Here is a 20,911-nt window from a genome sequence, read left to right as displayed (position 1 = left end):
ATCATGCCGGGCCATTTTCGGCTGTGGATATTAATGGATCATTTAACACATTCTGCCAAAGATCGGCCTCAATCAAGCATCTGGCGTGCGTGTATTAAAAGGCTTGACGTCATGGACGATGATTTCTGGAAAGCTGTCCGGGAAAAGGAACGGGTTTCGTCTGCCTCGCGCAGGACGGGTGCGCTTAATATCGCCCTTCTGTTCGGCACGGCGGTGGTCGCCCTGACGCTTATCCTGACGCCGATGCTTGCGGATTCCTCGAAGAAGAGCGTCTTTGCCAGCGCGCCGCTTGAATTCGACACGATGACAACCGGATCGATCCCGAAGAGCGAAAGCGGCAAGCGTTATACGATCCGCCGCAGCGTCCTCCAGGATACGCCCGGCTCGGTCTGCGTCGTCCAGGGCTATGGCGTCGGCGCCGGTTGCTGAAAAATGCCGGCCATCGCCCGATGGTCGTGGAATGGTCGTTTGCTGTCAGTTCGCGCCAAGGGTTGGGGTCATGCATCTTTTGAAAGCATTTCTTGCAGATAACAGAGGTGCGACGGCCATCGAGTACGGTCTGATCGCCGCGCTCATTTGCGGCGCTCTCGTCTCGGGTCTCGGGTTCTTCACCGGCGCCCTTCAGAATGTCTTCAACGTGATCAACAACGGTATGATCACAAATTGAAGAGACCGTCGCTGTCACTGGCTGAGCTTGTGCTCGTCCACCTTCAGCGCATCGGCAAGGCGTGCCTTGGCTGAACCCGGCCTCAGCGGCTTTTGCTGGCTCTCGTGCGGCGCCCATCCCGAGACATAGATGATAGAGAAGGTCGCGCGGATGCGCCCGTCGGGATCGGAATAGCGCTCGGCATAGATCTCGGCTGCACGCAGGAAGAAGGCGCGCGTCAGCGGCACCCGGCCCCTGGCTGCAAGCGGATTGCTCATGCCCATGGCTCTCAGATCCCGCATCAGCGGAAATAGCGAATCATATCGTACCGTGTAGTTTTCCGCGTCGATCACCGGCAGCGCGAAACCGGCGCGCTGCAAGAGGCTGCCGACATCGCGCACATCGGCGAAGGGGATGACACGCGGGCTTGCGCCGCCTGTCATCTCGACCTCGGCGGCCAGCAGCACGTCGCGCAGTTCCTGCAGCGTGCTGGCACCGGGGATAGCCGCCAGGAACAGGCCGTCCGGCTTTAGAGCGCGACGGATCTGGATGAAGACGCCTGGCGTATCGTTGGTCAGATGCAAGCTGAGCGGAGCAAGGATGAGATTGGCCGATTGCGGCTGGAGCGGCACGTCCTCAAGCGGCGCCTCGATCAAGGTTTCGCCTGGGCTCGCATAGGCCCTCTCGCTCTCGACGCGCATCATCGTGCCGATCTTGCCGGTCGCCAGCGCGGCACGGGCGGCGGCTCCAGTTGCGCCATGCAGTTCGACGGCGGTCTCGAAGGTCCGCTCGACAACAGCAAGCCTTTCCGCCATTTCCTCAGCGGCAATGTCGAGCAGGAAGGCGGCTTTCGGGTCGTTATTGGCGAGCGCGCGATGACGATGTGCGGCGATCAGGGCTCTGTCGAAGATCGATTCCATGACGATGTCATTAATCCTGTGGCGCTTACGCAGCAAGACGATTTTCCTTTCTGAAAGAACGCGCTAAAGCGCGTCGCGATCTTTCAGATTCGCTCCATGCGCTTTAGCTCTTTGTTTTTACGCATGTGGTTGACGCAAAAACCGCTGCACACTTTTGCGCGACATGCTTTAGTCTCAGCCGGATGAGGCCGATCGATGGCAAAACACGGACGGAGTTCTTGCGGGCGCAGCTTTTGCGGCCGTTTTCCGTGCTTGCAGATTTTCTCTATCCCCCGGCCTGTTCCGTCTGCGGCATTTCGACCGGCGGCCATCGCGGGCTGTGTGCGAAGTGCTGGTCCGGCATCCGCTTCATCGAACGGCCCTATTGCGAGGTGCTCGGCATTCCCTTCTCGCATGATCTCGGCGCCGGCATCCTCAGCGCCGAGGCGATTGCTCACCCGCCGCCCTTCGATCGGTTGCGGTCGGCTGCGACCCACGACCATGCGGTTCGCGATCTCGTGCATGGGTTGAAATATCGCGACCGCACCGATCTGGCACCGATGATGGCTGCCTGGATGCTGCGCGCTTCCGAAGGGACGGTCGAAAGCTGCGATGCGCTGATCCCGGTGCCGCTGCACCGCACCCGTATGCTGGCGCGCAAATTCAACCAGGCAGCCGAACTTGCCCGCCATATGGCGAGGCTCTCGGGTAAGCCGCTTCTTGCCGCCACACTTGTGCGCGTCAAGCGCACCAGCCAGCAGGTTGGCCTTGGCGCGAAGGCGCGCGAAGATAATGTCAGGGGCGCTTTCGCGATTGCCAAAGGTTGCGAAAACGACATTTTCGGCAAGCGCATCGTCCTCGTCGACGACGTCTATACAACAGGGGCGACGGTGGCTGCGGCAAGCCAGACGCTGCGCAAGGCGGGCGCGGCCGAGATAACGGTTTTGACCTTTGCAAGGGCATTGTCCGAGCCTATATGACAGAAATACCCGGCATCGGTCTGGAGAGATTATGATACCCGTCACCATCTATACGCGGCAGTTCTGCGGTTTTTGCACCCGCGCCAAGTCCCTTCTCGAAGAAAAGGGTGTCGACTACGTCGAGCACGATGCGACATATTCACCGGACCTTCGCCGAGAGATGATCGGCAAGTCGAACGGGCGTACCACCTTCCCGCAGATATTCATCGGCGCCGATCATGTCGGCGGTTGCGACGATCTGTTTGCGCTCGATCGGGCCGGCAAGCTCGATACGATGCTGGCGGCTTGAGGAAGAACCGATGAGTTTCAAGGCTGCCGCCGTCCAGATGTGCTCCGGGGTTGATCCGGTGAAGAATGCCGCCACCATGGCACGGCTGGTGCGCGAGGCCGCCGCCCAAGGCGCGACCTATGTGCAGACGCCTGAGATGACCGGCATGCTGCAGCGTGACCGCGCGGCGGCGCGTGCGGTGCTCGCAGACGAGACGCATGACATCATCGTCAAAACCGGCTCCGAGCTCGCCCGGGAACTCGGCATCCACATGCATGTCGGCTCGACGGCGATTGCGCTAGCCGACGGCAAGATCGCCAATCGCGGTTTCCTGTTTGGCCCCGACGGCAGGATCCTCAATCGCTACGACAAGATCCACATGTTCGACGTCGACCTCGACAATGGCGAGAGTTGGCGGGAAAGTGCCGCCTATACGGCTGGCTCGGAGGCGCGCGTCCTGTCGCTGCCCTTTGCCGAAGTGGGCTTTGCGATCTGCTACGATGTGCGCTTTCCAGCACTCTTCCGCGCCCAGGCGGTTGCCGGCGCCGAGGTGATGACAGTTCCCGCCGCCTTTACCAAGCAGACCGGCGAAGCGCATTGGGAGATACTGCTCAGGGCACGCGCGATCGAGAACGGTGTCTTTGTCATCGCCGCCGCGCAGGCCGGCCGGCACGAGGATGGGCGCGAGACCTTCGGCCATTCGATGATCGTCGATCCCTGGGGCACGGTGCTGGCGTCGGCCGGCGCCACAGGGGAGGCGGTCATCATCGCCGACATCGATCCCGGCGCGGTCAAGGCTGCGCATGACAAGATCCCGAACCTGAGGAACGGCCGGGAGTTCTCGGTCGAGAAGATTGCGGGAGCAGTCGCCGGAGGCGTCGCCGCTTGATCCGCTATTCCCTCACTTGCGACAATGCCCATGAATTCGAAGGCTGGTTTTCGGAAAGTGCCGATTTCGATCGCCAGGTCGCGACCGGTTTCCTGACCTGTCCGGTCTGTCATTCCGCCGCCGTCTCCAAGCTCCTGATGGCGCCCTCGGTGTCGACGGCGCGGAAGAAGGACGAGAGGCAGACGCTGGCGATGGATGCCCTGCGTCAGGAGGCGCTGCAAAAGCTCAAAGAGGCGGTCGCCGCGGTCAAGGCCAATTCCGAGGACGTCGGCACGCAGTTTCCCGAGGAAGCCCGCAAGATCCATTATGGCGAGGCGGATGCCCGCGGCATCATCGGCCAGGCGACGGTCGACGAGGCGCAGGCGCTTCTCGAAGAGGGCATCGAGATCGCCGCCATTCCCGTTTTGCCTGAAGATGTGAATTAAGATTTCAAGTCATCCATCGAAGGATGCGGGCGTAATCGCGCGCGCCATGCGGGATACGCAACACCTTCACGGTAGAGCCTTCAACTCGAAAGAAGATGAAAAAGCCACCTTCACCGAGCGCGGAGCTTGTCCAGACCAAGTTCCGCGTAGACACTGTCGAACGTCTCGTCGAGGGACATGACTTGTCCCGCTTCCAGATCGTCGATGCCCTTCTGTAACTCGTCTTCCAGTTCGTGAACGCGTTGATCATCATCGTAGCGCTCGCGGAGCACACTTTCGATATAGTCGCTACTCGATTTATAGGCGCCGCGGGCGACATCGTCGCGCACATATTCTTCGAGACGAGGCTCGAGAGTAACGGTAACTTCTGCGGCTTCGCCCATCGGTTTTCTCTTCGGATGACCGGATCATCTTATCACAATTTTCTGGGTGCAAGGACTTTGCTTACGCCCCGCGCCTGGCCAGCAGCATATAGTTCACGTCCATATCCTTGGACAGGTTCCACTGGTTCGACAGCGGATTGAAGAAGACGCCGGTGCGGTCGGTGATTTCGAGCCCGCTTGCCGCCAATGGCTTTTCCAGCTCTTCCGGGCGCACCAGTTTTTCATACTGGTGGGTGCCGCGCGGCAGCCAGCGTAAGATGTTCTCGGCAGCGAAGATGGCAAGCGCTGCCGCCTTCATGGTGCGGTTGATGGTGGCAACGAAGATCAGGCCGCCGGGGCGGACCATTTTCGCGCAGGTGGTCATGAAGAACTCGACGTCGGCGACGTGTTCGACCACTTCCATGTTTAAAACGATGTCGAAAGTTTCGCCGGCGTCTGCCAGCTCCTCGGCGGTGACGGCGCGATAATCGACCGAAACGCCGGAAGCCCTGGCATGGGTCGAGGCGATGCCGATATTCTTCTCGGACGGATCGGCGCCGGTGACTGAGGCGCCCATGCGGGCGACCGGTTCAGACAACAGACCGCCGCCGCAGCCGATATCGAGTACGCGCAGGCCGTCGAGCGGGCGGGCGCTTTTCGGATCACGGCCGAAATTCTCGCAGGCCTTGTCTCTTATATAGGTGAGGCGGACGGGGTTGAATTTGTGCAGCGGCTTGAACTTGCCGGTCGGGCTCCACCATTCCGCCGCCATTGCCGAGAAGCGGTCCACCTCGGTCTGGTCGATCGTGCTTCTGGCGGTTTCCGTCATCGTCCTCTCCTTCGTTCGTCCCAAGTGAAGTCGGACGATCGCGGGCATAAGTCAAGGGGCACGGTTCAGGGTGGCGGCAGACGCGTTGGGTGATGCCGGTTGCGATTAGGCGTGCCTCCAGTGCAGCACCATGGGAAAGTACATGTTCGTCGCCGAAACGGCGGCCGACAATCTGCAACCCGACGGGCAGCGAGAGGGCCGGAAGCTGCGGCAGCATATTGAAGGGACAGGTCATGTCGAGACCCTTGAAGCGGCCATCGGTAAGCGTCGAGACATGCATATTGTTTTTGTGAACAAATGACGAAGGAAGGCGGACGGATCGAACATAACCCCAAGAGGTTATGCCGAGCGAGCGGTGCGGCCCTGTTCCCAGAGGAGATCCGAGTTGCAGGGGCAGGAGAAGCGTATGCGACGGTCGCAATGCTTGCTACCGCCGCTTACGGGCATCAGGCAGTTGCCGCTGGCCGGTTGGCGATCTTGTCGTACCAGGCCTTCAATGCCGTCGTCTCAGCAGGGATTGGCGCGGAGATTGCGTTTGTAGCGAAATCCACGGTCACCAGTGCCGTGATATCGGCCACCGAGAAGGCATTGCCGGCAACAAAGGGGACGTCTTTTAGGCGCATTTCGAGATCGCCGTAGAAATTGGCGAGACGTTTCCTGCTACGGTCGATGAGGGCAGGGATCTGTTCGTAATCATGCGGGCCAGCAATGGCGCGGTCCTTCAGTCCTGGCACAGTGTTGCGGATCGCTTCCATTGTGGAGGCGAAGCCTTCCGCCTCTACCCGCCGATCCCACATGGCAATGATCGCTTTTTCCTTCGGCGTCGTACCGAGCAGCGGCACATCAGGATATGCCTCGTCGAGATAACGCTGGATGGCGGGAACCTCGCCGATCGCCGTGCCGTCATCGAGCACGAGGGTCGGCACCACCACGCGCGGGTTGACCGCCTGGTAGCTATCGGAGAATTGCTCCTTGGCGCCCAGGTCGATAGCGACCAGTTCGACGTCGAGGTGCTTTTCGGCGATCAGTATCCGCACGCGGCGAGAATTGGGCGAACCCTTGGATTGATAGAGTTTCATTGTCCTGTCCTTGAAGGATTGAGATGGATGAGCGTTTACAGTTTCGATCCGCCGTCGACGCGGAGTGTGTCGCCGGTGATCCACCGGGCATCGTCGGAAGCGAGGAAGACGATGGCGCCGGCAATATCGTCCGGTTGGGCGATGCGCTTCAGCGCCTGCATGCCGAGCGTGAAATCCCGGCCGGCATCCGTCTTGGTGAAGTTCGACATGTCGGTCTCGACGACACCGGGGGCAACGGCATTGACTCGGATGCCATGCGGGCCGAGCGCCGAGGCAAAATGCTTGACCAGTGTATCGATTGCGCCCTTCGTCGCGGCATAGGCCGAAAGCGTGCCGACCGAGGCATGCGCCGCGAGCGAGGAGACGAAGATGACACTGCTGTCGGTGCACATCACCGGCCGCAGCTGCTGCACGAGGAAAAAAGGCGCCCGGACATTGACGGCGTAGAGACCGTCGAAGTCTTCGACCGTCATGTCCTCGATTGTCGCGGCTTTCGAGACGCCGGCGTTTGCCACCAGAATGTCAAGTCGCCCGCCGATAATGTCGCGGGTCTGCCTGGCGAGCTTGTGCGGTCCGTCTACTGCCGAAAGGTCGGCACCAATTTTTTCGGCGCGACCGCCGGTTGCGCGGATCTCGGCGACAACAGCGACGGCTTCGGCCGGGCTGCTAGCGTAGTGGACGAGCACCTGTGCGCCTGCCTTGGCCAGCGCCCGCGCGCTGGCGCGGCCGATGCCGCGCGAGGCACCAGTGACGAGGGCGGTTTTACCTGAAAGATTGGGCACGAAGGTCTCCTTTCGAGTTGGAATTCAGGATGATCCACGCATGGTCCATCGGCCGGTAGTCGCGTGCCGGGTGTCGGCTGGGTTTGTCGGAGTGCTGGATTGCGCCGGTTTGGGTCGGCTACTTCAGTGCATCGAGGAAATGAGATGCGTGCGCGACGAAGAGTTCGGGATACTGATACTGCGAGCCGTGGTTCGCATCGGGGTAGATGATGAGCTGCGCGTTCGGGATCTGTTGCTGCAGGATGAAGGAGTTGACGGTATAGATGATCACGTCGTGTCCTCCATTCACGACCAGCGTCGGCTGATGGATCGCCTTGAGATAGTCGAAGGGATTCTCGCGAGGAGCGCCCCACTTGCCAAGTGCTGCGATCTGGGCCGATGCTACCTTGTCGCTGACGTCCGGATCACGACCTTCGCTGCGTAGACGGAAGCGCTTCAGATATTCGCGGCCGGCCGTCTGGCTTTTCTCGGAAGGTGTGAAAAAGGCGCCAAGCCAGAGTTTATCCGGATCCGCATAACTTGCGCCGAAGATCTGTTGGGCCTCGGGCGTCAATGTTGTCATGCCTTCACCGCTGCGCGGACCGGTACCGACGAGGATCAGCCGGCGCACGAGCAACGGTTCTGCGATCGCCAGTTCCTGTGCGACAAGTCCGCCGAGCGAGAAGCCGAGAACGTCGACCTCAGTCAGCCCAAGCGCCTTGATGAAGACTGCGGCGTTGATGGCCATTTCTTCGATTGAAGTTGGCACTTCGCCAGAGGTGCTTGATATGCCGGCATTGTTGAACAGGATCACCTCGCGATTCCTTGCCAAACCATCGGTTACCAGTGGATCCCAATGATCCATCGTACCGGTGAAGTGCATATTGAAGACGAGCGGAATGCCGTCTTTATTGCCAAAGCGGCGATAGGCGAAGCGGATACCGTTGGCGTCGACGAATTCGGTCGGGGCGGTCTGGTGGGTAAACATCGTATTCATCCTTTGCTGGAGTTTGGAGGATGCGGGCGGCCAGGGGCCGCCCTTGAGTTCGGCATTAACCAGCAGTCTTGCCGCCATCGACCGTGACGATCTGGCCGGTGATGAACGAAGCCTTGTCGGAAGCAAGGAAGGCGATGGCATGGGCCATTTCTTCCGGCTGGCCGATACGGCCAAGCGGCACGCCAGAAAGCAGTGCAGTCTTGTTCTCTGGTGTGCCGGTGAAGCGGTTCAGCATGCCCGTCTCGGTCGGGCCAGGTGCCACGGCATTGACACGAACGCCGGTCGCGGCGACTTCGAGCGCCGCCGACTTGGTCATGCCTTCGACCGCATGCTTGCTGCCGACGTAAACGGACGCGCCGGCGGCTCCTTCATGACCATAGGTCGACGAGATATTAATGATACTGCCGCGGCCCTGCGCCTGCATGACGCGCAACTCGTGCTTCATCGAAAGCAGCGTACCGAGCACGTTGGTATCGAAGGTCGCTCCATAGCTCTCAGCGGTTTGTTCGGTCACGGCACCCGGCTTGCCTTCGGTGCCGGCGTTGTTGACCGCTGCATCCAACCGACCGAAGCGTTCGATCGTCTGATCCACCAGCTTGCGGACATCGTCATCGTCGCGAACATCCGCGCGGATGAACTCGGCTTCAGCGCCTAGCGAGCGAAGCTCGGTTTCCAGGGCATGGCCTGCTTCCTCATTGCGGCCGGAAACGACAACTCGGTTACCTTCCTTGGCCAGTGCTACTGCAGCGGCTCGACCGATGCCGGTCAGCGCGCCTGTGATAAGAACGACGGGGGTAGACATGATATTAATCCTTTGAAAGTCGTTGTTTTTCCGAAAGATCGATCAAAACAGGCGCAGATTTTGTCGTCTGATTTTGTTTCCGTGATCGTTTCCGTTGAGCAAAGATCTAGGCGCTTCTTGCGCCGATGAAAAAGACTTTGTAAGTTGGTAGCCATGCCTTCCAGGCATGGAGGTAAAGATGGAACTCCGGCATCTTCGCTATTTTGTCGCCGTCGTCGAAGAAGGCAGCCTGACGCTTGCCGCTGAACAACGGCTGCACACGGCACAGCCTTCGCTCAGCCGTCAAATCAGGGATCTCGAATACGAGGTCGGCGTTCCGCTGCTGACGCGTAGCGCGCGGGGTGTGGAGGCGACGGCAGCCGGGCTTGCCTTTCTGGAGCATGCACGTCAGGCGATTGCTCAGGCGGAAGCTGCGGTGGAGGCGGCGCGGCGCGCTGCAGAGCCTAGCAAACCGGTGTTCTCCATCGGCTTTCTGACGGGACAGGAGGTGGATTGGCTCCCTCATGCCACGAGAATTCTTCGGGACGAGCTGCCCAACATCGAGATCAGGGTCTCGAGCCAGTATTCGCCGCAGCTTGCCGATGAACTCCAGCGCGGAAAACTCGATATCGCCTTTCTGCGCCGCGAACCGAAGCCGGATATCGAATATGTCGTCATCGCAAGAGAACCGCTGGTGGTGATCCTGCCAAGCGACCATCGCCTTGCCGCATGCAAGGCGATCGATCCCATGGATCTTGCCAGCGAGACTTTCATCGGGATGTCCGATACGCCGCATATACTCCGCGGCGTCATCAACGACTATTTCGATCGGCTCGGTCTCAAGATCGCGCCGAAGCACCTGATCGACAATTTCGCCATGGGCGTGTCGCTTGTCGCGTCCACCCGCGGCGTCGCGCTGCTTCCCGCCTATGCCGAGAACTTCCTATCCTGGTCGGTCATCAGCCGCCCGCTCATCGGCGAGGCGCCGACAATCGATCTGATGGTGGGGTATCACAAGGCAAACAGCTCGCCATTGCTCAAGCTCTTCCTGTCGCGTGTGGACGATATGATCGAGCGTTTTTCCGACAAGGTGAAATGAGAGTCCTGCGATCTGTTTTCTCAATCCTACGTGCCGGGACCTCCGCGGGCAACGTGACGGGTAGTCAGGGACAGCTTTTGACGCAAAGTTGGGTAATTGCTTTTATCGCGCGCGCTTGCCTCCCCCTGCCAAACTCGCTAAGAGACGCCGCAACTTGGGGCCTTGGGGACCTAGGCTTTTTGAGCGGTTCCGGAAGTCGGGAGCCCGGCTCTCTGGCCAAGCGGTCTGCCCCAGAGCTTTCGTGATGCCGGGTCCGGTTTTCCGCTTTCCCGGCGCCAGTCGTGGTAGAGGCATATGGCACGCATCGTAATGAAATTCGGCGGCACGTCCGTCGCTGACCTGGACCGCATCAAGAACGTCGCCCGCCATGTAAAACGCGAAGTCGATGCCGGCCACGAGGTGGCGGTTGTGGTGTCGGCCATGTCCGGCAAGACCAATGAACTGGTCGGCTGGGTCCAGGGCATGCCGAAGGTGATCGGCGCCAATTCGCCGTTTTACGATGCGCGGGAATATGATGCGGTGGTCGCCTCCGGCGAGCAGGTGACCTCCGGGTTGCTGGCGATCGCATTGCAGGCGATGGATATCAATGCGCGCTCCTGGCAGGGATGGCAGATCCCGATCCGCACCGACAATGCGCATGGCGCGGCGCGCATCATGGAAATCGACGGTTCCGACATCGTCAAACGGATGGGCGAGGGGCAGGTTGCCGTCATTGCCGGCTTCCAGGGACTGGGACCAGACAACCGCCTCGCGACGCTCGGGCGCGGTGGATCCGACACGTCGGCCGTCGCAATCGCGGCAGCTGTCAAGGCGGATCGCTGTGATATCTATACTGATGTCGACGGCGTTTACACGACCGACCCGCGCATCGTGCCGAAGGCGCGCAGGCTGAAGAAGATCGCCTTCGAGGAAATGCTCGAGATGGCTTCGCTCGGCGCCAAGGTGCTGCAGGTGCGCTCGGTCGAGCTTGCCATGGTGCACAAGGTGCGCACCTTCGTGCGCTCGTCATTCGAAGATCCCGATGCTCCGGGCATGGGCGATCTGCTAAACCCGCCCGGAACGCTGATTTGTGACGAGGATGAAATCGTGGAACAGGAAGTAGTCACCGGCATCGCCTATGCCAAGGATGAGGCTCAGATCTCGCTTCGCCGTCTAGCCGATAGGCCGGGCGTTTCCGCGGCGATCTTCGGGCCGCTCGCGGAATCCCATATCAATGTCGACATGATCGTCCAGAATATCTCCGAGGACGGGTCGAAGACCGACATGACCTTCACCGTACCGTCAGGTGACGTCGAGAAGGCAATCAAGGTGCTCGGCGACCATAAGGAGAAGATCGGCTACGATGTCGTGCAGAACGAATCGGGGCTGGTGAAAGTGTCGGTCATCGGCATCGGCATGCGCAGTCACGCCGGCGTTGCGGCTACCGCATTTCGTGCACTTGCCGAAAAAGGCATCAACATCAAGGCGATCACGACCTCCGAGATCAAGATTTCCATCCTGATCGACGGTCCCTATGCAGAACTCGCTGTCAGGACTTTGCATTCCTGCTACGGTCTGGATAAGAATTGATTCCCAGTGGGCGGCCTGCCCCTTCAGGTTGAGGAGACGAAGGCCGGCCCGCCGGGACTGAGTGCGTTGTTTCGGGAGCTTGAGACGCCATGAGAGACCTTTCCGGCGGTCCGCGCGTGCTGCTCAGGCGGCTGCGCGAGTTGATGGCGGAGCCGCTGGAGCCGCAGGATCGTCTTGACCGGATCGTCCGCCAGATCGCCGGCAACATGGTGGCGGAGGTGTGCTCCGTTTACGTGCTGCGGGCCGACGGCGTGCTCGAACTCTATGCGACCGAAGGCCTCAACCGTGAGGCCGTGCACCTGGCGCAACTGAAAATGGGGCAAGGCCTGGTCGGCACGATCGCCGCCTCGGCCCAGCCGCTGAACCTTTCCGATGCGCAGTCGCACCCTGCTTTCCGCTACCTGCCGGAAACGGGCGAAGAGATTTACCATTCCTTCCTCGGCGTGCCGATCCTCAGGACCGGGCGCTCGCTTGGCGTTCTCGTCGTGCAGAACAAGGCGAGCCGCAACTATCGCGAGGAAGAGCTGGAAGCGCTCGAGACGACGGCGATGGTGCTGGCCGAGATGATCGCCACCGGCGAGCTGAAGAAGATCACCAAGCCGGGCCTCGAACTTGACCTGACGCGTTCAGTGACCGTCGACGGCGACACGTATAATGACGGCATCGGCCTCGGTTACGTCGTGCTGCACGAGCCGCGCATCGTCGTCACCAATTTGTTGAACGAGGATGCCGAGAAGGAAATCCGGCGGCTGGCCGAAGCCATGGGCTCGCTGCGGATCTCGATCGACGACATGCTGTCGCGTCGCGATGTCTCGATGGAGGGCGAACATCGAGAGGTGCTCGAGACCTATCGCATGTTCGCGCATGACCAGGGCTGGGTGCGCAAGCTCGAGGAGGCGATCCGCAACGGCCTGACGGCGGAAGCGGCGGTCGAGAAGGTGCAGAGCGACACCAAAGCCCGGATGATGCGGTTGACCGACCCCTATCTGCGCGAACGCATGCATGATTTCGAGGATCTGGCGAACCGGCTGCTCAGACAATTGACGGGGTATACCGGGCGGACGACTGCCGAAGGTTTCCCCAACGATGCGGTCGTACTGGCGCGTGCCATGGGCGCGGCGGAGCTGCTCGATTATCCGCGGGCCAATGTGCGCGGGCTGGTGCTGGAAGAAGGCGCGGTGACAAGCCACGTGGTGATCGTTGCGCGCGCCATGGGTATTCCGGTCATCGGCCAGGCAGCCGGTGTGGTGGCGCTCGCCGAGAACGGCGATGCCGTGATCATCGACGCCGACGAGGGACATGTACATCTGCGACCGATGGCCGATCACCGGCGTTCCTACGAGGAAAAGGTTCGCTTCCGCGCCAGGCGGCAGGAACAGTTCCGGGCGCTGCGCGCCGTCGAGCCGGTGACCAAGGATGGGCAGCGGATTGGGTTGATGATGAATGCGGGGCTGCTGGTCGACCTGCCGCAGCTTTCGGAATCGGGTGCCGAGGGCATCGGCCTCTTCCGCACCGAACTGCAGTTCATGATCGCCTCCACCATGCCGAAGGCGGACGAGCAGGAACAGTTCTATCGCAATGTGATAAAACAGGCGGCGGGCCGCGCCGTCACCTTCCGTACGCTTGATATCGGCGGCGACAAGGTCGTGCCGTATTTCCGCGGCCATGAGGAAGAAAATCCCGCACTCGGCTGGCGCGCCATCCGGCTGTCGCTCGACCGGCCGGGACTGTTGCGTACCCAGCTGCGCGCTCTGTTGAAGGCATCGGCAGACACCGAGCTGAAGTTGATGGTGCCGATGGTGACCGAGGTTTCCGAGCTGAAGATCGTGCGCGAGCTGTTGCAGAAGGAAGTGCAGCATCTCTCGCGCTTCGGCCACGGGCTGCCGCGCAAGCTGCAATTCGGCGCGATGCTGGAGGTGCCTGCACTGCTTTGGCAGCTCGATGAACTGATGGAGGCGGTCGATTTCGTCTCGGTCGGTTCGAACGACCTCTTCCAGTTTTCGATGGCGGTCGATCGTGGCAATGCGCGGGTCTCGGACCGCTTCGATCCGCTCGGCAAACCGTTTTTGCGCATTCTGCGCGATATCGTGCGCGGCGCGGACCGGAACAAGACGCCGGTAACGCTCTGCGGCGAGCTTGCCAGCAAACCGATCTCGGCGATGGCGCTGCTCGGCATCGGCTTCCGTTCGATCTCGATGTCGCCGGCCTCGATCGGGCCGGTGAAGGCAATGCTGCTCGGGCTTGATGTCGGGGCGCTGACCAAGGCGATGGACGAGGTGCTGGACGATATCCACGCCATGATGCCGATGCGCGAGGTGCTTGCCCGCTTCGCCGAAAGCCACAATATTCCCCTTTAGACAGAGACTAAGAAGAATCGGAGTGAAGGGTGGCGAAGCTTCCCGTTGAAAAGATGCGCGAGCTGGAACGCCGTTTCGGCGAGATCGAAGCGCGCATGTCGGCCGGCCCGGCTGCCGATGTCTATGTGAAGCTCGCATCCGAATATTCCGAGCTGCAGCCCGTCGTGACGAAGATCCGCGCCTATGAGAGGGCGATCGCCGAGCTTGCCGATCTCGAAACGCTGCTCGAAGACAAGTCGGTCGACCGCGAAATGCGCGACCTTGCGGAGCTGGAGCTGCCCGAGGTGAAAGAGCAGATCGAGGCGCTTGAGCAGGAGATGCAGATCCTGCTGCTGCCGAAGGATGCGGCTGACGAGAAGAGCGCCATCCTCGAAATCCGCGCCGGCACAGGCGGCTCTGAAGCGGCCCTTTTTGCCGGCGATCTCTTTCGCATGTACGAGCGTTTTGCGGCGGAGAAAGGCTGGAAGGTTGAGATGCTCTCGGCGAGCGAGGGCGAAGCCGGCGGCTACAAGGAAATCATCGCGACGATCACCGGCCGGGGCGTGTTCGCCAAGCTGAAATTCGAATCCGGCGTGCATCGTGTGCAGCGTGTGCCGGAGACCGAGGCGGGCGGGCGCATCCATACGTCGGCCGCAACGGTGGCCGTGCTGCCGGAGGCCGAGGAGATCGACATCGAGATCCGCCAGGAGGATATCCGCATCGACACGATGCGCTCTTCGGGTGCGGGTGGCCAGCACGTCAATACGACGGACTCCGCGGTGCGTATCACCCATCTGCCGAGCGGTATCGTCGTCACCAGCTCGGAAAAATCGCAGCACCAGAATCGCGCCAAGGCGATGCAGGTGCTGCGCTCCAGGCTCTACGATGCCGAGCGGCAGAGGGCCGACAGCGAGCGCTCGGCCGACCGCAAGAGCCAGGTCGGCTCCGGCGACCGCTCGGAACGCATCCGAACCTATAATTTCCCGCAGGGTCGCATTACCGACCACCGTATTAATCTGACGCTCTACAAGCTTGACCGGATGATGGAAGGTGAGATCGAGGAGGTGGTGGATGCGCTTATGGCCGATTACCAGGCAAGCCAGCTGGCACAACTCGGCGAGCAACAATGAGCTCGACGGTCGCCGATACGCTTGCCGAAGCGCGCCGCCGCTTCATCGAAGCAGGTGTCGCCGACCCGGCGACCGATGCGCGGTTGCTTGTCGCGGGCCTTCTGAAACTATCGCCGACCGAGCTTTTGACGCGATCGTCCGAGCGGCTTTCTTCTGAGCAGGCCGAGGTGATTTTCAAGGCGGTGCAACGGCGGCTCGGTCATGAGCCGGTGCATCGCATTCTCGGCGAGCGGGAGTTCTATGGCCTGCCGCTTCGGCTCTCAGTGGAAACGCTGGAACCGCGACCGGATACGGAAATCCTGGTCGATACGGTGCTTGCCTATCTGAATGACCTTGCAGAGGCGCAAGACCATCTCCATATCCTTGATATGGGAACCGGGACGGGGGCGATATGCCTTGCGCTTTTGCGCGAATGTCCCGAAGCGTCAGGTATCGGCAGCGATATTTCGGCGGATGCACTTCGGACGGCAACATCCAATGCAGAAAGGAACGGATTACAGGATCGTTTCCAAGCCGTACAGTCGAGATGGTTCGAGAGCATCCAGGGTTGGTTTCATGCGATCGTCTCAAATCCGCCCTATATTGCTTCCAATGTCATTCACGATCTTGCTCCCGAAGTGACGAAATTTGATCCGGTTGCGGCACTGGATGGCGGCCCGGATGGGCTTGACGCCTACCGCGCGATCGCCAAAGATGCCGCAAGGTTCATGAGGCCCGATGCGGTCGTCGGACTCGAAATCGGCTACGATCAGCGAAACGATGTGACGGCGATTTTTGAAGCGAAAGGCTTCAAATGCCTCAAATCCGTAAAAGATTATGGTCAGAATGATAGAGTGCTCGTGTTCGCGCTCGCGTGACTGGCGATAATTGCTGCATTGAACAGGACATTATTGTTATTGCGAAGAAAAGGCTTGGATTTCCACGGGAAGCAATATAGGTTGCGGTCACGTGTTGGGCAGATAGGAATGAACGAGATTCGTTCGGTACTTGGTTTGCCTCGGGGGTCCGCTCTTTTAAACGAGAGTTTCAACGGTTGAACACGACCCAATGCGTGAATCAGTCAATCTGACTTGAAAACCAAGCGGCAGGTCGGCGCAAAGGCGCAGTATGCTCGCGGCACAAAGGTCCTGACCCGCTTTTCGGTCATGGCGGTTGGTGCCATGTATCCATCATAAACAGAGAATTCAGGTGAACGATCTATGAGGCCAGGACAGCAGAACAAGCGCGGTCGAGGGCGTGGTAACAACAATAACGGCGGTGGCGGCGGCGGAAGTAACAATAACAATAACAATAACAATAACAATAACAACAATTTCAACCGCAAGGGCGGCAATCCGCTGACCCGGACCTATGACAGTTCCGGCCCCGATGTGAAGATTCGCGGTACTGCTCAGCATATCGCCGAAAAATACGCACAGCTCGGCCGCGACGCCCAAAGCTCCGGCGACCGCGTGATTGCCGAGAACTATCTCCAGCACGCCGAACATTACTATCGTATCATCGCCAGCGCCCAGGCGCAGATGCAGGAACGCTTCCAGCGCGACGATCGCGGCGAATATGATCGCGATGGTTCTGATCGGGACGGTGCGGATCGCGACGGCGACGATATGGATAACAACGACAATGACGGCGACGATGTCGTTATCGTCCAGCCGCCGCAGAGCAGGCAGCAGCACCGGCCGCAGGCACAGCCGCAACCGGCGCCTGCCCCGGCGGCTGCACCGGCACCCCAGCCCGAGGTGATCGACGGAACCGGCCCGCAGCCGGAGATCGAAGGCATTCCGGCCGAGGTCGCCATGGATGAGGAAGGCTCCGGCGGTCAGCCGCGCCAGCCCCGCCGTCGCAGCACCGGCAGCCGTCCCCGTCGCCCGCGTCGCGGCGCTGAAGGCGAAGCAGCCGCTGAGGGCGAGGGTTCCTCTGGCGAGGCGCCGGTACTGGCTGACGCCGCATCGGAATGAGGATTTCGCTTCTCCTTCAGGGGGAGTATGAGGTTCATGCCATCTGTTAGAATTGCGACGAAAATCCCCGGCTTCGCGCCGGGGATTTTCGTTTTGTCGGCTCTTTAAACTCGCAGAACAGGGTACCATATTCTCCTCGACTGCTTCGCCCAAATCTGAGATGGGCCAAGCGCGGCCTGCCTTTTCAGGGGGTCGATCTCAATCATCGGTCTGCGCCTCGTCAGGGCAGGGCGATCCATGGAGGTAGAATATGAATATCGAGAAATACTCCGAGCGGGTGCGCGGCTTCATTCAGTCGGCGCAGACCTATGCGCTGGCGCAGGGTCACCAGCAATTCACGCCCGAACATGTGCTGAAAGTGCTGCTCGACGACGATCAGGGCATGGCGGCGTCGCTAATCGAGCGCGCCGGCGGCGATGCCAAGGCTGCACGCCTCGCCAATGACGCAGCGCTGGCCAAACTGCCGAAAATTTCCGGCGGTAACGGCAATATCTATCTGGCGCAGCCGCTCGCCAAGGTGCTCTCGACCGCCGAAGAGGCGGCGAAGAAGGCCGGCGACAGCTTCGTCACCGTCGAGCGCCTGCTGCAGGCGCTGGCGATCGAATCCTCGGCCTCGACGTTTTCGACACTGAAAAACGCAGGCGTGACGGCCCAGGGCCTGAACCAGGTCATCAACGACATCCGCAAGGGCCGGACGGCGGATTCTTCCAATGCGGAGCAGGGTTTCGATTCGCTGAAGAAGTTCGCACGTGATCTCACCGCCGAAGCCCGCGACGGCAAGCTCGACCCGGTGATCGGCCGCGACGACGAAATCCGCCGCACCATTCAGGTGCTTTCGCGCCGCACAAAGAACAATCCTGTGCTGATCGGCGAACCCGGTGTCGGCAAGACCGCGATCGTCGAGGGTCTGGCGTTGCGCATCGTCAACGGTGACGTGCCGGAATCGCTGAAGGACAAGAAGCTGATGGCGCTCGATATGGGCGCGCTGATTGCCGGTGCAAAATACCGCGGCGAATTCGAGGAGCGGCTGAAGGCCGTGCTCAACGAGGTGCAAGCTGAGAACGGCGAGATCATCCTGTTCATCGATGAGATGCACACGCTGGTCGGCGCCGGCAAGGCCGATGGGGCAATGGACGCGTCCAACCTTCTGAAGCCCGCTCTTGCCCGCGGTGAGCTGCATTGCGTCGGCGCGACCACGCTCGACGAATATCGCAAACATGTCGAAAAAGACCCGGCGCTTGCTCGGCGCTTCCAGCCTGTTGTCGTCGACGAGCCGACGGTCGAAGACACGATCTCGATCCTGCGCGGCCTGAAGGAAAAATACGAGCAGCATCACAAGGTGCGCATCGCCGATGCCGCGCTGGTGGCGGCTGCGACGCTTTCCAACCGCTATATCACCGATCGTTTCCTGCCCGACAAGGCGATCGACCTGATGGACGAGGCGGCGGCGCGGTTGCGCATGCAGGTGGATTCCAAGCCGGAAGAACTCGACGAACTCGACCGCCGCATCATCCAGCTGAAGATCGAGCGCGAGGCACTGAAGAAGGAAACCGACGTTGCCTCGGCCGACCGGCTGAAGCGGCTGGAGACCGAACTGACCGGCCTCGAAGAGGAAGCCGATGCGCTGACGGCCCGCTGGCAGGCGGAAAAGCAGAAGCTCGGCCTTGCTGCCGATCTCAAGAAGCAGCTCGACGATGCCCGCAACGAACTGGCGATTGCCCAGCGCAAGGGTGAATTCCAGCGCGCCGGCGAGTTGACCTACGGTGTCATCCCGGATCTGGAAAAGCAGCTGGTCGATGCTGAGAGGCAGGATGGCGAACGCGGGGCGATGGTGCAGGAGGTTGTTATCCCCGACAATATCGCCCATGTCGTTTCCCGCTGGACCGGCATTCCGGTCGACAGGATGCTGGAGGGCGAACGCGACAAGCTGCTTCGGATGGAGGATGAACTGGCGAAATCGGTAATCGGCCAGGGCGATGCGGTTCAGGCGGTGTCGCGCGCTGTGCGCCGCGCCCGCGCCGGTCTGCAGGATCCGAACCGGCCGATCGGCTCGTTCATTTTCCTCGGCCCAACCGGCGTCGGTAAAACGGAGCTCACCAAGGCGCTCGCCCGCTTCCTCTTCGACGACGAAACGGCGATGGTGCGCATGGACATGTCGGAATATATGGAGAAGCACTCCGTTGCCCGGATGATCGGTGCGCCTCCGGGCTATGTCGGTTATGACGAAGGCGGGGCGCTGACGGAGGCCGTGCGCCGCCGGCCGTATCAGGTCGTGCTGTTCGATGAGATCGAAAAGGCGCATCCAGACGTCTTCAACATCCTGCTGCAGGTGCTGGATGACGGACGCCTGACGGACGGCCAGGGGCGGACCGTCGATTTCCGCAACACGATGATCATCATGACCTCGAACCTCGGCGCCGAATATCTGACGCAGCTCAAGGACGGTGACGACAGCGATACGGTTCGCGAGGAGGTGATGGAGGTCGTGCGCGGGCATTTCCGGCCGGAATTCCTGAACCGCATCGATGAGATCATTCTGTTCCACCGGCTGAAGCGTGAGGAGATGGGCGCGATCGTCGATATCCAGCTGAAGCGGCTGGTGGCGCTGCTGTCCGAACGCAAGATCGTCATCGACCTTGACGAGGAAGCGCGCCACTGGCTGGCGAATAAGGGTTACGATCCGGTCTACGGCGCAAGGCCGTTGAAGCGGGTGATCCAGAAATTCGTGCAGGATCCGCTGGCCGAGCAGATCCTGTCGGGCCAGGTGCCGGATGGATCGACGGTGAAGGTGACGAATGGTTCCGACCGGCTGCAGTTCAGGACCGGCCAGACGGTGAGCGAAGCGGCATAGGCCGGCTTTGCTGGATAAATGAGAAATGGCGGCTTCGGCCGCCATTTTATTTTGCGGGGACGAGACGAGGAAAAGGTTGCAAATTACTTGCTCGCCACCTGATCCGAGGTCTGGTTGTTCAGCAGCGTATCAATGCGCTTGCGCTCGTCCTCGAATTTCGCCAGCGCCTCGCCCTGCAGTGACTTGCCGCCCGGCAGGCGGATGCGCAGGGGATCAACCTTTGTGCCGTTGACGATCAGCTCGTAGTGCAGGTGCGGTCCGGTGGACTCGCCCGTCGTGCCGACCCATCCGATCACCTGACCCTGACGAATCTTGGCGCCGGGGATAACGCCCTTGGCGATGGCGCTTTGGTGATTGTAGGAGGATTCATAGCCGTTGGCATGGCGGATGATCGTCTGGTTGCCGTAACCGCCGGAATCCCAGCCGGCTTTTTCGACCGTGCCGTTGCCGGCGGCGATGATTGCGGTACCGCGGGGGGCCGCCCAGTCGACACCGGTGTGCATGCGGGCGAAACCGAGGATCGGGTGACGGCGCATGCCGAAGCCCGATTTGAAGATGCCGTTGGGAACTGGGTTGCGCAGCAGGAACTGGCGGATGCTCTTGCCGTTCTCGTCGAAATAGTCGAGCGTGCCGTCATCGGGGTCCTGGAAGCGGTAGAAGCGCGTCTGCGTATCGCCGAAACGAGCGTTGACGTAGAGCAGTTCGGAATCCTCGGTCGCCTGGCCGGCGCTGTCGGCGACGGAGAAGAAGGCCTCGAGACTATCGGTCGACCTCAGCTGCGCCTGGAAATCGACATTGCTGGCGAGCAGCTTGATGATCAGCGCCGTCATATCCTTGGTCATGCCGTAGGACAGGGCCGCGCGATAGATGCCGTCATAGACGCGCGGCAGGTTCTGACCGGGTGGCGGCGCGAATGAATTGTCATCGAAGGCGGTGGCGATGGCATCCAGCATCGGCGGCTCGCTTCCGGGCACGTATCTGCCCTTGTCGTCGACGGCCACGGTGACGAGATGGCGCGTGCCGCGATAGACGCTGGCTCGAATGATCTTTGC

General features: G+C 60.8%; 22 protein-coding genes (1 of these 22 only partly in view). 14 read left to right on the top strand and 8 right to left on the bottom strand.

Annotation, left to right across the window (positions count from 1 at the left end):
• Nucleotides 1-111 precede the first annotated feature (111 nt).
• The gene (locus J3O30_RS20200) at nucleotides 112-429 is read left to right on the top strand and encodes a hypothetical protein (protein WP_207581962.1); all 318 of its coding nucleotides are present in this window, start codon (nucleotides 112-114) and stop codon (nucleotides 427-429) included.
• Between the two features lie 70 nt (nucleotides 430-499).
• Nucleotides 500-667 carry a Flp family type IVb pilin gene (locus tag J3O30_RS20195; protein ID WP_207581961.1) on the top strand — a complete coding sequence of 56 codons (168 nt, stop codon included), beginning with the start codon at nucleotides 500-502 and terminating at the stop codon, nucleotides 665-667.
• A 14-nt stretch (nucleotides 668-681) separates the two neighbouring features.
• On the opposite strand, the gene J3O30_RS20190 is transcribed toward J3O30_RS20195, so the two are convergent.
• Complete coding sequence (locus J3O30_RS20190) at nucleotides 682-1,566, bottom strand: methyltransferase domain-containing protein (RefSeq protein WP_207584383.1); 885 nt, start codon at nucleotides 1,564-1,566, stop codon at nucleotides 682-684.
• 182 nt (nucleotides 1,567-1,748) lie between these two features.
• On the opposite strand from J3O30_RS20190, the gene J3O30_RS20185 reads away from it, so the two are divergent.
• From J3O30_RS20185 to J3O30_RS20170, 4 genes are read left to right on the top strand one after another with little or no spacing between them, the layout of a single operon-like run.
• Complete coding sequence (locus tag J3O30_RS20185) at nucleotides 1,749-2,525, top strand: ComF family protein (RefSeq protein ID WP_207581960.1); 777 nt, start codon at nucleotides 1,749-1,751, stop codon at nucleotides 2,523-2,525.
• A gap of 31 nt (nucleotides 2,526-2,556) precedes the next feature.
• The gene (gene grxC / locus J3O30_RS20180; protein WP_207581959.1) at nucleotides 2,557-2,814 is read left to right on the top strand and encodes a glutaredoxin 3; all 258 of its coding nucleotides are present in this window, start codon (nucleotides 2,557-2,559) and stop codon (nucleotides 2,812-2,814) included.
• A 10-nt stretch (nucleotides 2,815-2,824) separates the two neighbouring features.
• Nucleotides 2,825-3,682 (top strand): carbon-nitrogen hydrolase family protein, encoded by an 858-nt coding sequence (locus J3O30_RS20175; protein ID WP_207581958.1) that lies wholly within the window; start codon nucleotides 2,825-2,827, stop codon nucleotides 3,680-3,682.
• Nucleotides 3,679-4,107, top strand: coding sequence for a DUF1178 family protein (locus J3O30_RS20170; RefSeq protein ID WP_207581957.1), 429 nt, complete (start codon nucleotides 3,679-3,681; stop codon nucleotides 4,105-4,107). Before J3O30_RS20175 ends, J3O30_RS20170 begins: the two co-directional genes overlap by 4 nt.
• Before the next feature lie 110 nt (nucleotides 4,108-4,217).
• Here J3O30_RS20170 and J3O30_RS20165 read toward each other — a convergent pair whose 3' ends face one another.
• Nucleotides 4,218-4,490: a type II toxin-antitoxin system ParD family antitoxin gene (locus J3O30_RS20165; protein WP_207581956.1), complete on the bottom strand. Its 273-nt coding sequence runs from the start codon at nucleotides 4,488-4,490 to the stop codon at nucleotides 4,218-4,220.
• A 61-nt stretch (nucleotides 4,491-4,551) separates the two neighbouring features.
• Complete coding sequence (gene ubiG, locus J3O30_RS20160) at nucleotides 4,552-5,298, bottom strand: bifunctional 2-polyprenyl-6-hydroxyphenol methylase/3-demethylubiquinol 3-O-methyltransferase UbiG (protein WP_207581955.1); 747 nt, start codon at nucleotides 5,296-5,298, stop codon at nucleotides 4,552-4,554.
• A gap of 142 nt (nucleotides 5,299-5,440) precedes the next feature.
• Between ubiG and J3O30_RS20155 the strand changes: the two genes are divergently transcribed.
• Entirely contained in the window at nucleotides 5,441-5,599 is a 159-nt protein-coding gene (locus J3O30_RS20155; protein ID WP_207581954.1) for a hypothetical protein, read from the top strand.
• Between the two features lie 145 nt (nucleotides 5,600-5,744).
• Here the strand turns inward: J3O30_RS20155 and J3O30_RS20150 are convergent, their stop codons facing one another.
• The 4 genes from J3O30_RS20150 to J3O30_RS20135 all read right to left on the bottom strand — a co-directional run bounded on the left by J3O30_RS20150 (nucleotide 5,745) and on the right by J3O30_RS20135 (nucleotide 8,937).
• On the bottom strand, nucleotides 5,745-6,377 hold the full coding sequence (locus J3O30_RS20150) for a glutathione S-transferase (RefSeq protein ID WP_207581953.1): 633 nt from the start codon (nucleotides 6,375-6,377) through the stop codon (nucleotides 5,745-5,747).
• 35 nt (nucleotides 6,378-6,412) lie between these two features.
• Complete coding sequence (locus tag J3O30_RS20145) at nucleotides 6,413-7,159, bottom strand: SDR family oxidoreductase (protein ID WP_207581952.1); 747 nt, start codon at nucleotides 7,157-7,159, stop codon at nucleotides 6,413-6,415.
• Nucleotides 7,160-7,277: 118 nt separating this feature from the next.
• Nucleotides 7,278-8,126 (bottom strand): alpha/beta hydrolase, encoded by an 849-nt coding sequence (locus tag J3O30_RS20140; RefSeq protein ID WP_207581951.1) that lies wholly within the window; start codon nucleotides 8,124-8,126, stop codon nucleotides 7,278-7,280.
• 64 nt (nucleotides 8,127-8,190) lie between these two features.
• Nucleotides 8,191-8,937: a glucose 1-dehydrogenase gene (locus J3O30_RS20135; RefSeq protein ID WP_207581950.1), complete on the bottom strand. Its 747-nt coding sequence runs from the start codon at nucleotides 8,935-8,937 to the stop codon at nucleotides 8,191-8,193.
• 178 nt (nucleotides 8,938-9,115) lie between these two features.
• On the opposite strand from J3O30_RS20135, the gene J3O30_RS20130 reads away from it, so the two are divergent.
• The 7 genes from J3O30_RS20130 to clpB all read left to right on the top strand — a co-directional run bounded on the left by J3O30_RS20130 (nucleotide 9,116) and on the right by clpB (nucleotide 19,859).
• Entirely contained in the window at nucleotides 9,116-10,015 is a 900-nt protein-coding gene (locus J3O30_RS20130; protein ID WP_207581949.1) for a LysR family transcriptional regulator, read from the top strand.
• Between the two features lie 294 nt (nucleotides 10,016-10,309).
• A complete protein-coding gene (locus J3O30_RS20125) occupies nucleotides 10,310-11,584 on the top strand; it encodes an aspartate kinase (protein WP_003566987.1) in 1,275 nt (424 codons plus the stop codon).
• A gap of 89 nt (nucleotides 11,585-11,673) precedes the next feature.
• Nucleotides 11,674-13,941, top strand: coding sequence for a phosphoenolpyruvate--protein phosphotransferase (ptsP, locus tag J3O30_RS20120; protein ID WP_207581948.1), 2,268 nt, complete (start codon nucleotides 11,674-11,676; stop codon nucleotides 13,939-13,941).
• Between the two features lie 29 nt (nucleotides 13,942-13,970).
• Nucleotides 13,971-15,050, top strand: a complete 1,080-nt coding sequence (gene prfA / locus J3O30_RS20115) for a peptide chain release factor 1 (RefSeq protein WP_207581947.1) — start codon at nucleotides 13,971-13,973, stop codon at nucleotides 15,048-15,050.
• Nucleotides 15,047-15,907, top strand: a complete 861-nt coding sequence (prmC, locus tag J3O30_RS20110) for a peptide chain release factor N(5)-glutamine methyltransferase (RefSeq protein WP_207581946.1) — start codon at nucleotides 15,047-15,049, stop codon at nucleotides 15,905-15,907. The genes prfA and prmC overlap by 4 nt, the downstream gene beginning before the upstream one ends.
• Nucleotides 15,908-16,249: 342 nt before the next feature.
• On the top strand, nucleotides 16,250-17,008 hold the full coding sequence (locus J3O30_RS20105) for a DUF4167 domain-containing protein (protein WP_207581945.1): 759 nt from the start codon (nucleotides 16,250-16,252) through the stop codon (nucleotides 17,006-17,008).
• A gap of 250 nt (nucleotides 17,009-17,258) precedes the next feature.
• The gene (clpB, locus tag J3O30_RS20100) at nucleotides 17,259-19,859 is read left to right on the top strand and encodes an ATP-dependent chaperone ClpB (protein ID WP_207581944.1); all 2,601 of its coding nucleotides are present in this window, start codon (nucleotides 17,259-17,261) and stop codon (nucleotides 19,857-19,859) included.
• Between the two features lie 83 nt (nucleotides 19,860-19,942).
• On the opposite strand, the gene J3O30_RS20095 is transcribed toward clpB, so the two are convergent.
• Nucleotides 19,943-20,911 carry the 3' portion of a M23 family metallopeptidase gene (locus J3O30_RS20095; RefSeq protein ID WP_207581943.1) on the bottom strand. It continues 972 nt past the right edge of the window, so only the last 969 of its 1,941 coding nucleotides appear in the window; its start codon lies off the right edge, out of view; it ends in the stop codon at nucleotides 19,943-19,945.

The organism is Rhizobium sp. NZLR1, assembly GCF_017357385.1.
In the GTDB taxonomy this organism is placed as follows: domain Bacteria; phylum Pseudomonadota; class Alphaproteobacteria; order Rhizobiales; family Rhizobiaceae; genus Rhizobium.
The sequence above is the reverse complement of the archived record's forward strand: the minus strand, read 5'-3'. Positions and strand labels throughout refer to the sequence as shown.

Coding starts and splice junctions, on each gene's coding strand:
- J3O30_RS20200 (WP_207581962.1), top strand. CDS start 112: ATGGACGATGATTTCTGGAAAGCTGTCCGGGAAAAGGAACGGGTTTCG.
- J3O30_RS20195 (WP_207581961.1), top strand. CDS start 500: ATGCATCTTTTGAAAGCATTTCTTGCAGATAACAGAGGTGCGACGGCC.
- J3O30_RS20190 (WP_207584383.1), bottom strand. CDS start 1,566: ATGGAATCGATCTTCGACAGAGCCCTGATCGCCGCACATCGTCATCGC.
- J3O30_RS20185 (WP_207581960.1), top strand. CDS start 1,749: ATGAGGCCGATCGATGGCAAAACACGGACGGAGTTCTTGCGGGCGCAG.
- grxC (WP_207581959.1), top strand. CDS start 2,557: ATGATACCCGTCACCATCTATACGCGGCAGTTCTGCGGTTTTTGCACC.
- J3O30_RS20175 (WP_207581958.1), top strand. CDS start 2,825: ATGAGTTTCAAGGCTGCCGCCGTCCAGATGTGCTCCGGGGTTGATCCG.
- J3O30_RS20165 (WP_207581956.1), bottom strand. CDS start 4,490: ATGGGCGAAGCCGCAGAAGTTACCGTTACTCTCGAGCCTCGTCTCGAA.
- ubiG (WP_207581955.1), bottom strand. CDS start 5,298: ATGACGGAAACCGCCAGAAGCACGATCGACCAGACCGAGGTGGACCGC.
- J3O30_RS20155 (WP_207581954.1), top strand. CDS start 5,441: ATGTTCGTCGCCGAAACGGCGGCCGACAATCTGCAACCCGACGGGCAG.
- J3O30_RS20150 (WP_207581953.1), bottom strand. CDS start 6,377: ATGAAACTCTATCAATCCAAGGGTTCGCCCAATTCTCGCCGCGTGCGG.
- J3O30_RS20140 (WP_207581951.1), bottom strand. CDS start 8,126: ATGTTTACCCACCAGACCGCCCCGACCGAATTCGTCGACGCCAACGGT.
- J3O30_RS20135 (WP_207581950.1), bottom strand. CDS start 8,937: ATGTCTACCCCCGTCGTTCTTATCACAGGCGCGCTGACCGGCATCGGT.
- J3O30_RS20130 (WP_207581949.1), top strand. CDS start 9,116: ATGGAACTCCGGCATCTTCGCTATTTTGTCGCCGTCGTCGAAGAAGGC.
- J3O30_RS20125 (WP_003566987.1), top strand. CDS start 10,310: ATGGCACGCATCGTAATGAAATTCGGCGGCACGTCCGTCGCTGACCTG.
- ptsP (WP_207581948.1), top strand. CDS start 11,674: ATGAGAGACCTTTCCGGCGGTCCGCGCGTGCTGCTCAGGCGGCTGCGC.
- prmC (WP_207581946.1), top strand. CDS start 15,047: ATGAGCTCGACGGTCGCCGATACGCTTGCCGAAGCGCGCCGCCGCTTC.
- J3O30_RS20105 (WP_207581945.1), top strand. CDS start 16,250: ATGAGGCCAGGACAGCAGAACAAGCGCGGTCGAGGGCGTGGTAACAAC.
- clpB (WP_207581944.1), top strand. CDS start 17,259: ATGAATATCGAGAAATACTCCGAGCGGGTGCGCGGCTTCATTCAGTCG.